A 13,545-nucleotide genomic window follows, 5' to 3' on the forward strand; every position below is an offset into this window, starting at 1 on the left:
GGTGCCGCCGTGCCCGATCAGACCGGGCGAGGATCGCTACGAGAGGAACTGACCCCAGCCATGCCGATCTGGTTCGCATACACGTTGATCGTGTTGCTGGTCATCACGAGCATTCTGCTCACCCTGCTGATCCTGCTGCACCGCGGCAAGGGCGGCGGTCTGTCGAGCATGTTCGGCGGTGGCGTCAGCTCCAGCCTCGCCGGCTCGTCGGTGGCGGAGAAGAACCTCGACCGTTACACCGTTCTGGTGAGCGTCGTCTGGTTCGCCGCCATCGTCGGTCTCGGGCTCTGGCTCCGCCTGCAAATGAACAGCGGCGCCTGAGCGAGCGCTTCAAGTCGTACAATCTGCGCGCGGTCCGTCACTCGACGGGCCGCGCGCAGGCTTTTCTCCGCTGCACCGCGTCGCCCGCCGCCCACCCCTACGACGACGGCGGGTCCCCTCCGACGACAGGAGCGAGCAGCCGTGCCGAGTGGCAACGTCATCCGTGGCGCCCGCGTCGGGTCCGCACCCATGCGCCCCGACGAGCGACACCAACCCGCCCCCCGACAGGACGTCACCTACTGGTGCCGCAACGACCACCAGACCGACATCCGGATCGCCGCGGAGGCCGAACCGCCAGCGGTGTGGGACTGCCCCCGTTGTGGTCTACCCGCCGGCCAGGACGCGCAGAACCCTCCAGGCCGGGTCCGCGCCGAGCCGTACAAGAGCCACCTGGCGTACGTGAAGGAGCGGCGCACCGCCGAGGAGGGCGAGGCGCTGCTGGCCGAGGCGCTCGCCGCGCTCCGCCGCCGCCGCGGCGAGTAGCGGCTGCGCCGCCAGCGGGGCGGGTAGCGGCTGCGCCGCCGACGGGGCGGGTGACAGCTCCGTGCCTATCGGAGGCTGCGGAAGCGGGCGGGTACGTCGGCTGCGGCGGCCCGGTCCAGCAGCCACCGGGTACGGCTCACGCCGTGCACCCCGGCGGCCGGCAACTGCACGGGCCCGGCGCCGGCCAACGCCATGCCCACCGCACGGGCCTTGTCGGCGCCGCCGGCCACCAGCCAGACCTCGTCCGCGGTGTTGATCGTCGGCAGGGTGAGCGTGGTCCGCACCGACGGCGGCTTGGGGCTGCCCCGCACCGCGCTGCACGGCCGGGTGTCGTAGTGCACCGGGTGCTCGGGGAAGACCGAGGCGACGTGCCCGTCCTCGCCGACACCCAGCATCAGCACGTCGAAGTGCGGCAGCGTGGCGTTGCCGGGCCGGGCGGCGCGCGCCAGCTCCTCGGCGTACTCCGCCGCCGCCGCCTCGGGGTCGTTGCCGGCCGGGCCGTCGGACGCCGGCATCGGGTGCACCCGGGCCGGGTCGAGCGGCACCACGTCCAGCAGGGCGGCACGGGCCTGGGTCTCGTTGCGGTCCGGGTCGCCGGCGGGCAGGAACCGCTCGTCGCCCCACCACACGTCGACCCGGGACCAGTCCACCGCGTCGCGGGCCGGCAGCGTCGCCACCGCCCGGTAGACGGCCGCGGCGATCCGACCGCCGGTGAGCACCACCGACGCCTCGCCCCGGTCGGCCTGGGCGTCGAGCAACTTCACCAGCAACCGGGCGGCCACGGCCTGCGCCAGCAGATCGGCGTCGGCGTGGACGGCGACACTCGCCTCACTCATGGGATGCGCCTTCGTTTCCCGACCGTCGAGCGGCCGTAATCGCGTCGTGCCGGGCGGATGCGCCCGGAGGTTTCGGGGCAGGGCCCGGTCGTGACCCGGCCCCGCCCCGACGTCGTGCCAGTTGGTGGATCAGCCCTCGCCGCTGGTGCCGGAGTGCGCGGTCACGCCGGCCTCGGCGCGTCGTGCGGTAGCCGGATCCTTCCAGACGTGCACCCGCTGCGCGGGACGCTGCTCCAACCCCCGCAGCCCCACCGTCGCACCCAGCGCCTCCGCGTACACCTGGTCGGCGTCCAGGCGGCGCAGCTCCTCGGCCAACTCGTCACCGAGCGGGCGGCGGACCAGCGGCAGAGCCCTGTCGTCCTGGCCCGTCCGCCGGAACACGGCCATGCTGTCCTCGCGGGTCAGCGTGAGCTGGTCACCGTTGGCGCAGCTCAGCTGCACCTCACGCATCCGGGGGAACTCGTCGGTGTCCACCCGGCGCGGGATGATGCCCAGCCGACTGGACAGCCAACCGACCATCAGCGCGGCCGTCGGGTCGGTGGCCGGCGCGACGACCGTCGCCTCGGTGATCTGCTCGCTGGTCGTATCGAACGCTCCGGCGACGAGCGTGCGCCACGGGGTGATCCGCGTCCAGGCCAGGTCGGTGTCGCCCGGCGCGTAGTCCCGGGCCCGCTGCCGCAGGGCCTCCACCGGGTCGGCGGCCTGCGCCGAGTCGGTGATCCTCCGGTCGGCGACCACCCCGAGGAAGTCGGTGGCGATCTCCGCCGGCGGCTCCCCGTGCCACCAGGTGACCACCGGCACGTCGGGGACGAGCAGCGGCATCACGACCGACTCGGCGTGCAGGGCCAGCCGACCGTACATCCGGGTGACCACCGCCTCGCACGGGCCGAGTCGCCCACCGACGACGATCTCCGCGTCGAGCCGGTTGCGCTCCCGCTCGATGTCGGAGCGGACCACCACCACCAGCCGGCACGGGTGGGCGGCTGCGGCGATCGTCGCGGCGGCCTCCGCCTCCCGGACCCGCTTCTCGTCCACGACCACGATGAGGGTGAGCGCCATGCCGCTGGCCACCCCGCCGGCGCTGCGCCGCTCGGCGGCCAACGCCTTGACCACGTCGTTGCCCGTGGTGTCCCACAGCCCGATCATGCTCGTCTCCAAGCGCGACCCTCACGGGCCAGCATCTCGTCGGAGGCTCGCGGCCCCCACTCACCGGCCCGGTACGGCTCCGGCGTGGTGCCCTCCCAGGCGTGCTCCAGCGGGTCGATCACCTGCCAGCTCTGCTCGACCTCGGCGGCGTCCGGGAACAGGGTGCGGTCGCCGATCAGCACGTCCAGGACGAGACGTTCGTACGCCTCCGGGCTGGACTCGGTGAACGCCTCGCCGTACTGGAAGTCCATCGCGATGTCGCGGACCTCCATTGTCGTGCCCGGCACCTTCGAGCCGAACTTGAGCACGACGCCCTCGTCCGGCTGCACCCGGATGACCAGTTGGTTGTTGCCCAGCGACTCCATGTCGGCGTCGTTGAACGGCAGGTGCGGCGCCTTCTTGAAGATGATGGCGACCTCGGTGACCCGCCGGGGCAGCCGCTTGCCGGCCCGGATGTAGAACGGCACCTCGGCCCAGCGGCGGTTCTGGATGCCCAGCCGCACCGCCACGTACGTCTCCGTGGTGGAGTCGGTGGGGACGTCCTGCTCCTCCCGGTAGCCCACGGCGCGTTCGCCTCCCACCCAGCCGGGCAGGTACTGACCGCGGACGGTGTCCCGGGCGACGTCCTTGGGCAGGGTGATCGCCTTGAGTACCTTCAGCTTCTCGGCCCGGATCTCGTCGGCGTCGAAGCTGGTCGGCTCCTCCATCGCCACCAGGGCGAGCAGTTGGAGCAGGTGGTTCTGGAGCACGTCGCGGGCGGTGCCGACGGTGTCGTAGAAGCCGGCGCGGGTGCCGATGCCGACGTCCTCGGCCATGGTGATCTGCACCGAGTCGACGTACTTGGAGTTCCACAGCGGCTCGAACAGGTTGTTGGCGAACCGCAGGGCGAGGATGTTCTGGACCGTCTCCTTGCCCAGGTAGTGGTCGATCCGGAAGACGTCCTGACTGGTGAACACGTCGTCGACGAGGTCGTTGAGGGCCTTCGCCGACGGCAGGTCGTTGCCGAACGGCTTCTCCACCACGACCCGACGCCAACCACCCGACTTCTTGTTGTCGGCCATGCCGGTGCGGGCCAACTGCTTGAGCACGACGGGGAACGCGGCCGGCGGGATGGAGAAGTAGAAGGCCGCGTTGCCGGTGATGCCGTGGGTCTGCCGCAGGTCGTCCAGCGTCGAGGCCAGCGTGTCGAAGGCCGCGTCGTCGTCGAACGAGCCGCCGACGAACTTGATGTTGCCGGCCAGGCGTGCCCACACCTCGTCCCGCCACGGGGTACGCGCGTGCTTGCGGGCCGCCTCACACGCGAGGGTCTCGAAGTCGCCGTCCCCCCAGTCGCGGCGGGCGAAGCCGAGCACCACGAAACCGGGTGGCAGCAGCCCCCGGTTGGCCAGGTCGTAGACCGCGGGGAGCAGCTTCTTGCGGGCCAGGTCGCCGGTCACCCCGAAGATCACCAGAGCGCAGGGCTCCGGGATCCGGGGCAACCGGCGGTCCTGCGGGTCGCGCAGCGGGTTCACCGCACCGTCCTCAGTTCGCGACTGCGGGGCTCGCAACCCCGGCTCACTCCTCGCGCTCACGGTGCCCCCTCGCTTCCGCTTCAGTCACGTCGTCCATCGTCACGCCCGCAGCTGACCGGCCGCGTCGAGCAGTTGGGCGACACCGGCAGCACGGTCGGTCAGGTGCAACCGCAGCACCGGCCGCTCCCGACCGGCGAGAGCCTGCCGGTCACCGGCGGCCTGCGCCGCCTGCAACTCACCGAAGGTGTACGGCTTGCCCGGCACCTCCAGGTCCTCGGCGACCGCGCCGGTCACCTGGAGGTAGCTGCCCACCTGCGGACCGCCCTTGTGGTACTGGCCGGTCGAGTGCAGGAACCGCGGACCCCAACCGAAGGTGACCGGGCGCCCACCCGCCTGGGCCAGCAGCGAACGCAGCCGGGCCGCGTCGGCGTCGGCGAACCGGTCGAGGTACGCCATCACCGCGAGGTAACCGTCGTCGCCCAGCCCGTCGAGCAGCCAGCGCAGCACGCCGGCCAGGTCCCCGGGAGCGCCCTGCGGGGCGTACACCTCGATCGCGCCCTCGGTGAACGACGGCGTCTCCGCCGGCAGTCCCGAGGCCAGGATCTTGTTGGTGTTCTCCTTGGACTCGGTGACGTTCGGCTGGTTGAACGGGTCGATGCCGAGCACCACACCGGCCACCGCTGTCGCGTACTCCCAGGCCAGGAACTGCGCGCCCAGCGGGCCGTTGACGGCCACGTCCGGGTTGGCGCCGCCGCCCGGCATGTCGCCGGGGGCCAGCGCGCCGCCGTAGCTGACGGTCAGCACGTCCGATCCGGTGGCGCCGGGGCTCTGCGGGGACTCCACGACCACCGGGAGGATGCCCACCCCGGCCTTGCCGGTCGACTCGGCGATCAACTGCTCGGCCCAGTCGCCGAGCCCGTCGATGCCGGTGCCGTCGGAGATCAGAGCGACCTTGTCCCGGGCCAGCGTCGCCGCCGCGCCCAGGGCGGCGCCCAGCGCGAGCGCCGGGTTGTTCTGGTCCGCGCCGAGCGACGTGGCCAGCGCGTCGGCCTGGTCGAGCAGCTCCGCGACCTCGACCCCGGCCAGCGCCGAGGGCACCAGACCGAACGCGGTGAGCGCCGAGTACCGGCCCCCGACGTTCGGGTCGGCGAGCACAGTGAAGGCGCCCATCTCGTTGGCGGTGGCCTCCAACGGCGAACCCGGGTCGGTGACGATGACGAAGTGCCGGCCGGCCTCCGCCTCGGTCATCCCGGCGTCCAGGAACGCCTGCCAGTAGGCGCGTCGGTGGCTGTCGGTCTCCACCGTCGACCCGGACTTGCTCGCCACCACCACGACGGTGCGTTCCAACCGGTCACCGAGCGCCGCCCGGACCTGGCCCGGGTCGGTGGTGTCCAGCACGGTCAAGGGCCTACCCAGCGTCTGCGTGATCACCTCGGGCGCCAGCGACGAGCCGCCCATGCCGGCGAGCACCACGTGATCAAGGTCGGCCAGCTCGGCCTTCAGTTCGGCCAACTGCGCCAACAGCTCCCGGCTGCGCCGGTGGGTGTCCACCCAGCCCAGCCGGATCTTCGCCTCGGCCTCGGCGTCCGGACCCCACAGGCTGGGGTCCTTGCCGGCAAGCTTGCCCGGGACGCCGGCCTTCACCAGCGCGTCCCGGGTCGAGGCGGGCGCGGCCTTGTCGACCGCGTCCGCGCCGTAGACGGCGAGCCCGGCTGCTGCCTCCACCGGCCCCGCGAGCAGGTCACTCATGCCGTCACTCCGCTCCGCTGCGTGCCGTCCTGAGGCACCGTGGCGCTGAGCCCGCTGATTCGCCCGCTCATGCGCCACCGGCCTTGTCGGCGGCCTTCGCGTTGTCAGTGGCGGCCTTGTTCGGGGAGCCGGTGCCCTGCGCCGCGGCATTCAGCGACTTGGTCACCCCGTCGAGCAGTTCCTGCCAGCTGACCTCGAACTTCTCCACGCCCTCGCGCTCCAGCGTGGCGATCACGTCGGCCATGTCCACCCCGACCGACTCCAGGTCCGCGAAGACCTTCCGGGCCGCGTCGTAGGACCCGGTGACGGTGTCGCCGCGGGTCTCGCCGTGATCGGCGTACGCGTGGATGACCGACTCCGGCATGGTGTTGACGGTGCCGTCGGCGATCAGCTCCTCGACGTAGATCACGTCGCGGTAGTCCGGGTTCTTCGTCGAGGTGGACGCCCACAGCGGCCGCTGTGGGTGTGCGCCGGCGGCGGCGAGCGCCTTCCAGCGGTCGGAGGAGAACACCTCGGTGTAGCGCTCGTACGCCAGCTGCGCGTTCGCGACGGCGGCCTTGCCCTTGAGGGCCTTGGCCTGGTCGGACCCGATCTTTTCCAGCCGCTTGTCGACCTCGGAGTCGACGCGGGAGACGAAGAACGACGCGACCGAGCCGATTTTCGACAGGTCGTGGCCGTTGGCCTTCGCCTGCTCCAGACCGGCGAGGAACGCCTCCATGACCGCCGAGTAGCGGTCCAGACCGAAGATCAGCGTCACGTTGACGCTGATGCCCTCGGCCAGGGTGTCGGTGATCGCCGACAGACCCTCCTCGGTGGCCGGGATCTTGATGAAGAGGTTGGGCCGGTCGACCAGCCACCACAGCGCCTTGGCCTCGGCGACCGTCTTGTCCGCGTCGTGGGCGCTGCGCGGGTCCACCTCGATCGAGACCCGGCCGTCGACACCGTCGCTGCCGTCGTACGACGGGCGCATCACGTCGCAGGCCCAGCGCACGTCGTACGTGGTGAGCATGCGCACGGCCTCTTCCACGTCCACGCCACGGGTGGCGAGGTCGCGCAGCTGCCAGTTGTACTCGTCGGCGTCGCTGAGCGCCTTCGCGAAGATCGTCGGGTTGGTGGTGACACCGGCCACGTGCTTCTCGCGGCGGAGCTGGTCCAGCCCGCCGGAGCTCAGTCGTACCCGGGAAAGGTCGTCGAGCCAGACCGCCACGCCCGCGGCGGTCAGCTCATTCAGCTTGTCGGTCATGCCGTCCACGCTCCCTCAGTTGCCGGTCGTGAAACCGGTGATGTCGCCCACCCGGGCCAGCGAGGCGTGCGCCGCCGCCACGATCCGGTCGGGGGTGAACCCGAACTGCTCGAAGAGCACGGTGTGCGGGGCGCTCGCGCCGTAGTGCTCCAGGCTGACGCTCTCGCCGAGGTCACCGACGATGCCGCGCCAGGACATCGCGATGCCCGCCTCCACGCTCACCCGTGCCTTTACCCCGCGAGGGAGCACCGACTCCCGGTACGCCTCATCCTGCTCGTAGAACCACTCCTGACAGGGCATGGAGACGACCCGGGTCGGGGTGCCGTCGGCCTCCAGCCGCTCCCGGGCGGTCAGGCAGAGCTGCACCTCGGAGCCGGTGCCGACGATGATCACCTGAGGCTTGCCGTTGGAGGCCTCGGCCAGCACGTAGCCGCCCTTGGCCACACCCTCCGCCGCACCGAGGACGTCGCGGTCCAGGGTCGGCAGCGGCTGGCGGCTCAACGCCAGCGCGGTGGGCCGGTCGGTGTGCTCCAGCGCCTGCCGCCAGGCCCAGGCCGTCTCGTTGGCGTCCGCCGGGCGGACCACGTCCAGGCCCGGGATGGCGCGCAGCGCGGTCAGGTGCTCCACCGGCTGGTGGGTCGGCCCGTCCTCGCCGAGGCCGATCGAGTCGTGCGTCCAGACGTAGGTCACCGGCAGCTTCATCAGCGCGGCGAGCCGCACCGACGGGCGCATGTAGTCGCTGAACACCAGGAACGTGCCGCCGTACGGGCGGGTGCCGCCGTGCAGGGCGATGCCGTTGAGGATCGCCCCCATGGCGTGCTCACGGATGCCGAAGTGCAGCGTGCGGCCGTACTCGTGGCCGGGGAAGTCCTTGGTGGCGTGCGCGGCCGGGATGAACGACGGCTCGCCCTTCATGGTGGTGTTGTTGCTCTCGGCCAGGTCGGCCGAGCCGCCCCACAGCTCCGGAAGCACCGGCGCGAGCGCCTCCAGGACCTTGCCGGAGGCGGCGCGGGTGGCGACGCCCTTGGCGTCCGCGGGGAAGACCGGCAGCGCGTCGGTCCAGCCGTCGGGGAGTACGCGACCCGCCAGCCGCTCGTAGAGCGCGGTGCGCTCCGGGTTGGCCTTCTTCCAGCCGTCGAACGCGGTGGTCCACTCCTGCTGCGCGTCGGAGCCGCGGCCCATCACCGAGCGGGCGTGGGCGAGCACGTCCTCGTCGACCTGGAAGGTCTGCTCCGGGTCGAAGTCGAGGATCCGCTTGGTGGCCTTCACCTCGTCGGCGCCGAGCGCCGAGCCGTGGATCTTGCCGGTGTTCTGCTTGTTGGGCGCGGGGAAGCCGATGATGGTGCGCAGCGCGATGAAGGAGGGGCGCCCGGTCTCCGCCTTGGCGGCCACCAGCGCCGCGTACAGCGCCTCGGCGTCCTCGTGGTAGTCGCCCTGGTCGGCGTCGCCGCTGCGCCAGTCGACAGTCTGCACGTGCCAGCCGTACGCCTCGTAGCGGGCGGCCACGTCCTCGCTCTTGGCGATGCGGGTGTCGTCCTCGATGGAGATCTCGTTGTCGTCGTAGATCACCGTGAGGTTGCCCAGCTGCTGGTGCCCGGCGAGGGCACTGGCCTCGTGGCTGATGCCCTCCTCGATGTCACCGTCGGACACGATGCACCAGATGTCGTGGTCGAAGACCGACGCGCCCGGCTCGGCCTCGGGGTCGAACAGGCCGCGCTCGCGGCGGGCCGCCATGGCCATGCCGACCGCGTTGCCCAGGCCCTGCCCGAGCGGGCCGGTGGTGGTCTCCACGCCCGGCGTGTGCCCGTGCTCCGGGTGACCAGGCGTCTGCGAGCCCCACTGCCGCAGCGACTTCAGGTCGTCGAGGCTCAGCGGGTAACCGGACAGGAACAGCTGGATGTACAGCGTCAGGCTGGAGTGCCCGGCGGAGAGGACGAACCGGTCCCGGCCGGGCCAGTTCGGGTCGGCCGGGTTGTGCCGCATGACGCGGTTGAAGAGGAGGTACGCCGCGGGCGCGAGGCTCATCGCGGTGCCCGGGTGGCCGTTGCCGGATTTCTCTACGGCGTCCATGGCCAGTACGCGGACGGTGTCTACGGCCCGGCGATCGAGGTCGGACCAGTTCAGTGCGGAGTGCTCGGGTCGTTTGGCAGCCACGATGGTTGTGCTCCTCGGCAGATGGGCGGAACCCTCACCGATGACCTTATCGAGCGTGCCTAAACCAGCGCCCGGGGATCTCATCATGGTGTGCGCTACGTGACGATCCGACTGCACGATCCCACCCGGTGGTGTGACGGCCCGCACCGTTGTCGGGTCGGCCGGGCAGCCAAAACGACGACGCGTAGTGTGTGGGTCGGTGTGCGGACCCGAGCGGGCCCGACATTTCCGAATCTCCCCGTGCCGATGCCGGAAGGTGGCAATCCGTGAGCATGATCACCGAGCGCCCCGCGAGCAACCCGGCCGGGCAGCACCCGGCGCGGGCGGCCGAGGGCACGGTGGCCCGGCGGGACGTGCGCGGGGTGCTGTCGGCGTACGTGGCGCTGACCAAGCCGCGGATCGTCGAGTTGCTGCTGGTCACCACCATCCCGGCGATGATGCTCGCCGAGGGCGGTCTCCCGTCGCTGTGGCTGATGGCCGTCGTGCTGATCGGCGGCTCGCTCGCCGCCGGCGCGGCCAGCGTGCTCAACTGCTACATCGACCGGGACATCGACCAGTTGATGCGGCGTACCAAGCGTCGGCCGCTTCCGGCGCACACGGTGTCGCCGCGTAGCGCGCTGATCTTCGGGCTGGTGCTGGCGGCGGTGTCGGTCGCCCTGATGGCGGCGTTCACCAACCTGCTGGCCGCCGGGTTGACCCTCGCGGCGATCGTCTACTACGACGTCGTCTACACCCTCTGGCTCAAGCGGTCCACCCCGACGAACACCTTCTGGGGTGGCGCGTGCGGGGCCGCCCCGGTCCTGATCGGGTGGGCGGCCGTGACCGGCTCGCTGGCGCCTGCCGCCTGGGGGCTCTTCGCGGTGGTCTTCTTCTGGCAGATGCCGCACTTCTATCCCCTCGCCATGAAGTACAAGGACGACTACGCCCGCGCCGGTATCCCGATGCTGCCGGTGGTGGCCTCGACCCGGCGGGTGAACGCCGAGATCATCATCTTCGCGTGGCTGACCGTGCTCACGTCCCTGGCTGTCTGGCCGCTGGGGCTCAGCGCGATCTACGGGGTGCCGACCCTGGTGGTGGGTGCCATCTTCGTGATCGAGGCGCACAAGCTGTGCCGGCGCGCGACGCGTGGCGAGGCGGTCAAGCCGATGCGGCTGTTCCACTGGTCCACGACGTACCTGACGATCGTGTTCGTGGCCGTCGCGCTCGACGCGCTGATCTGACCGTTCGCTGGTGTCGGCCTGCTCTGCGGGCCGGGGCCGCGGCTCTGATCTGATCCGATCGCAGGTGGCTCCGATCGCAGGTGGCTGATCGGATCGACGCCGGTGATTACCTGATTAATCATGGTCGTAGATGAGTTGTCCGGCTTTAACGTCACATCAGAGTAACTTTCAGCATGAGTCGGATGGGCTCAACCTGCGGTGGTTGGATGCTCAAATGTCGATGCTGTTTGGGTGTAAAAGTCGGTATATAAGCGGACAGCAAGTCTGTGGTCAGCCTTAAACCTGTAGGTAATTGGCATCACAAAAGGTTCATGGTTCTCGCACGGAAGGGTGCGAGTCTGCTTAGGCTTCGCGTCATGGCAGATGGTTCCGATACGACGCTGACGGCCGAGCAGACCGCCGGTGAGCAGACGCCCCAGGGCCTGGTTGCAGGGCTCAAGGCGTTCGCCGCCGGACACGGCGGCGCCAAGGCGGTCATCGAGTACGTCGGCAAGCGTGGCGCGCGGATCGTCCTGGTCGGTGCCGACGGTGAGTGGGGCGACCACTTCGCCGACGACACCGTCACCGCCCGGGAGGCGTGCGCCAAGGCGGGAGTCGCCGTCGAGAACGCCTGGGAGCGTGAACTGATGGACCAGATGCGTCCGAGCAACGACCTCTGGCGGTCGATGGCCCGGCGCACGATGGCCCGCTGAAATAGACACCTGAATTGACCATCCATCACCAGTCGACCCGGGGGGAACCCCGGGTCGCTCTCGTCACCTGCGCCGATCTGGCCGACCTCGACCCGGACGACCGGCTGGTCGTCGCCCCGCTCACCGCCCGCGGCGTCACCGTCGAGACCGCGGTGTGGGACGACCCCGACGTCGAATGGTCCTCCTACGACCTGGTCGTGCTCCGCTCACCATGGGACTACGCGCTGCGCCGCGACGAGTTCGTCGCCTGGGCGGCCACGGTCCCACTGCTGGTCAACCCGGCCGAGGTGGTGCGCTGGAACACCGACAAGCGCTACCTCGCCGAGCTGAGCGCCGCCGGAGTGCCGACCGTGCCGACGTCCTGGGTCGAGCCGGGGGAGAGCTGGCAGCCGCCCGCCGACACCGGCGAGTACGTGCTCAAGCCCTCGGTCAGCGCCGGCAGCCAGGACACCGGCCGGTACGACCTGGCCGACCCGGAGCACCGGGACCTCGCCGCCGCGCACGTCCGCCGGCTCTCCGACGCCGGCCGGGTGACCATGGTCCAGCCGTACCTGCGCGCCGTCGACACCGAGGGCGAGACAGCGCTGCTCTTCCTGGCCGGCCCGGACGGGCTGACGTTCAGCCACGCGATCCGCAAGGGCCCCATGCTGACCGGCCCGGACCTCGGCCCCGACGGGCTCTACAAGGCCGAGGAGATCACCGCCCGTACCGCCCGACCCGACCAGCTCGCGGTGGCCGAGCAGACCCTCGCCGCGGTGCCCGGCGGCACCCGGCAGCTCCTCTACGCCCGGGTCGACCTCATCCCCGGCCCGGACGGCGAGCCGGTCCTGGTCGAGTTGGAGCTGACCGAGCCGTCGCTCTTCATCGGGTACGCCGACGGTGCCCCCGAACGGCTCGCCGACGCCATCACCACCCACCTGGCCCGCCGCGGCTGACCCACCCTGCGGCAGCTCCTTCCGGACGCTGGACTCCGCCCCAAGATCGTGTTCGACCATCGGTGTAGTGGTGCCGAGGCGTCGTCGAGGCCACTACATCGATGATCGAGCGTGACCTTGACGCCTGCGGGCGTTCGGGACCCGCTTCGGGTCTTGGGCGGGCGCGGGGCGCGGGCGGGGTGCGGGGCGTTGTCAGGCGGTGACGGGGACCGGGGTGGCGGCGTCGGCCCGGGTGGCCTGGGGTGTCGGGGTGACCGGCCGACGTTCCCGGGTGGACCACTGCACGGACAGGGTCGCCAGCAGCACCAGGCAGGAGCCGAGCATGTGCGCCCCGACCAGCAGGGCCGGCACGTGGGTGAAGTACTGCACGAAGCCGATCACTCCCTGACCCAGCTCCACGGCGAGCAGGACGATCGCGGCGCGGGTGGCGCGCTGCGCGCCGACGGCGCGGAACGCGAAGATCAGCGCCACCGAGAGGCCGATCAGCAGGAAGACGGCGTCCGCGTGCACCTGCGAGATCGACTCCGGGTCGAGCCCGTTGCGGGCTGCGCCGTGGTCGCCGGCGTGCGGACCGCTGCCGGTGACCCAGGTGCCGATGACCAGTACCGCGACGCTGACGCCGGTGGTGACCCGGGCCAGCGTGCGCAGCGGCGTGGGCACGGTGGGCACGGTCGGGCCGTCGGGGTCGCCGATGCGCCGCCAGAGGGCGTACGCGGCGGCGATCACCGCCATCGAGGCCAGGAAGTGCAGCCCGACCACCCACGGGTTGAGGTTGGTGAGCACGGTGATCCCACCGATCACCGCCTGGGCGGGAATGCCCAGGAAGACCGCGACGGCCAGCGGGAGGAGCCCGCGTCGGCGGGGTTGGTGCGCCAGCACGGCCAGCAGGGTGGCCAGCGCGATGAGGCCCACCGCGAAGGTCAGCATCCGGTTACCGAACTCGATCACCCCGTACACGCCCATCTCGGGTGTGGTGACGTAGGAGTCGTCGGTGCAGCGGGGCCAGGTGGGGCACCCGAGGCCCGAGGCGGTCAACCGGACGGCCCCGCCGGTGACGACGATCCCCACGTTCGCGATGATCGAGGTGAGCGCGAGGCGGCGCAGCAGGGTGCCGGAGACCGGACGGGCGATTCGGTTCACGGCGCAAATCCTACGCACCGTAGTGATCGAGGTTCGTCCGACTCCGGCGACGCGGTGGTTCGGATCACCGGGACCCGGGTTTGCGACAGTCCGGGCAATTACGTAACGTTGGCGT

Annotated in this window: 12 protein-coding genes; 5 read left to right on the forward strand and 7 right to left on the reverse strand. The window is 71.1% G+C overall.

Translation table 11 applies throughout. The annotated features are described in order from the left end of the window. Window positions 1–60 precede the first annotated feature (60 nt). Window positions 61–321, forward strand: a complete 261-nt coding sequence (secG, locus tag O3438_RS31920) for a preprotein translocase subunit SecG (protein WP_030337344.1) — start codon at window positions 61–63, stop codon at window positions 319–321. Window positions 322–462: 141 nt separating this feature from the next. After that, on the forward strand, window positions 463–804 hold the full coding sequence (locus tag O3438_RS31925) for an RNA polymerase-binding protein RbpA (protein ID WP_269683205.1): 342 nt from the start codon (window positions 463–465) through the stop codon (window positions 802–804). Between the two features lie 65 nt (window positions 805–869). Here the strand turns inward: O3438_RS31925 and pgl are convergent, their stop codons facing one another. From pgl to tkt, 6 genes are all read right to left on the reverse strand, one after another. After that, the gene (gene pgl / locus O3438_RS31930) at window positions 870–1,640 is read right to left on the reverse strand and encodes a 6-phosphogluconolactonase (RefSeq protein ID WP_088988548.1); all 771 of its coding nucleotides are present in this window, start codon (window positions 1,638–1,640) and stop codon (window positions 870–872) included. A gap of 129 nt (window positions 1,641–1,769) precedes the next feature. Further along, window positions 1,770–2,786, reverse strand: coding sequence for a glucose-6-phosphate dehydrogenase assembly protein OpcA (locus O3438_RS31935; RefSeq protein ID WP_269683206.1), 1,017 nt, complete (start codon window positions 2,784–2,786; stop codon window positions 1,770–1,772). Next, a complete protein-coding gene (gene zwf / locus O3438_RS31940; protein WP_269683207.1) occupies window positions 2,783–4,297 on the reverse strand; it encodes a glucose-6-phosphate dehydrogenase in 1,515 nt (504 codons plus the stop codon). The genes O3438_RS31935 and zwf overlap by 4 nt, the downstream gene beginning before the upstream one ends. A 99-nt stretch (window positions 4,298–4,396) precedes the next feature. Beyond that, the gene (locus O3438_RS31945; RefSeq protein ID WP_269683208.1) at window positions 4,397–6,046 is read right to left on the reverse strand and encodes a glucose-6-phosphate isomerase; all 1,650 of its coding nucleotides are present in this window, start codon (window positions 6,044–6,046) and stop codon (window positions 4,397–4,399) included. A 67-nt stretch (window positions 6,047–6,113) separates the two neighbouring features. After that, on the reverse strand, window positions 6,114–7,289 hold the full coding sequence (tal, locus tag O3438_RS31950) for a transaldolase (RefSeq protein ID WP_269683209.1): 1,176 nt from the start codon (window positions 7,287–7,289) through the stop codon (window positions 6,114–6,116). Between the two features lie 15 nt (window positions 7,290–7,304). Beyond that, the gene (gene tkt, locus O3438_RS31955; protein WP_269683210.1) at window positions 7,305–9,443 is read right to left on the reverse strand and encodes a transketolase; all 2,139 of its coding nucleotides are present in this window, start codon (window positions 9,441–9,443) and stop codon (window positions 7,305–7,307) included. 266 nt (window positions 9,444–9,709) lie between these two features. Here tkt and O3438_RS31960 point away from each other — a divergent pair, with 266 nt between their 5' ends. The 3 genes from O3438_RS31960 (at window position 9,710) to O3438_RS31970 (ending at window position 12,290) form a co-directional block, all read left to right on the forward strand. Further along, complete coding sequence (locus tag O3438_RS31960; protein WP_269683211.1) at window positions 9,710–10,663, forward strand: heme o synthase; 954 nt, start codon at window positions 9,710–9,712, stop codon at window positions 10,661–10,663. 356 nt (window positions 10,664–11,019) lie between these two features. Further along, window positions 11,020–11,355, forward strand: a complete 336-nt coding sequence (locus tag O3438_RS31965; RefSeq protein ID WP_269683212.1) for a hypothetical protein — start codon at window positions 11,020–11,022, stop codon at window positions 11,353–11,355. A 14-nt stretch (window positions 11,356–11,369) separates the two neighbouring features. Beyond that, a complete protein-coding gene (locus O3438_RS31970; protein ID WP_269683213.1) occupies window positions 11,370–12,290 on the forward strand; it encodes an ATP-grasp domain-containing protein in 921 nt (306 codons plus the stop codon). Window positions 12,291–12,482: 192 nt separating this feature from the next. On the opposite strand, the gene O3438_RS31975 is transcribed toward O3438_RS31970, so the two are convergent. Beyond that, window positions 12,483–13,448 (reverse strand): COX15/CtaA family protein, encoded by a 966-nt coding sequence (locus O3438_RS31975; RefSeq protein WP_269683214.1) that lies wholly within the window; start codon window positions 13,446–13,448, stop codon window positions 12,483–12,485. Window positions 13,449–13,545: the final 97 nt, after the last annotated feature.

Origin of the sequence: Micromonospora sp. WMMC250 (genome assembly GCF_027460215.1) — a bacterium.
Taxonomy (GTDB): Bacteria; Actinomycetota; Actinomycetes; order Mycobacteriales; family Micromonosporaceae; genus Micromonospora; species Micromonospora taraxaci.

Bases quoted from the DNA above. Each gene is read 5' to 3' on its own strand.
- O3438_RS31935 (WP_269683206.1), bottom strand. From the start codon at position 2,786: ATGATCGGGCTGTGGGACACCACGGGCAACGACGTGGTCAAGGCGTTG.
- secG (WP_030337344.1), top strand. From the start codon at position 61: ATGCCGATCTGGTTCGCATACACGTTGATCGTGTTGCTGGTCATCACG.
- tal (WP_269683209.1), bottom strand. From the start codon at position 7,289: ATGACCGACAAGCTGAATGAGCTGACCGCCGCGGGCGTGGCGGTCTGG.
- O3438_RS31945 (WP_269683208.1), bottom strand. From the start codon at position 6,046: ATGAGTGACCTGCTCGCGGGGCCGGTGGAGGCAGCAGCCGGGCTCGCC.
- O3438_RS31965 (WP_269683212.1), top strand. From the start codon at position 11,020: ATGGCAGATGGTTCCGATACGACGCTGACGGCCGAGCAGACCGCCGGT.
- pgl (WP_088988548.1), bottom strand. From the start codon at position 1,640: ATGAGTGAGGCGAGTGTCGCCGTCCACGCCGACGCCGATCTGCTGGCG.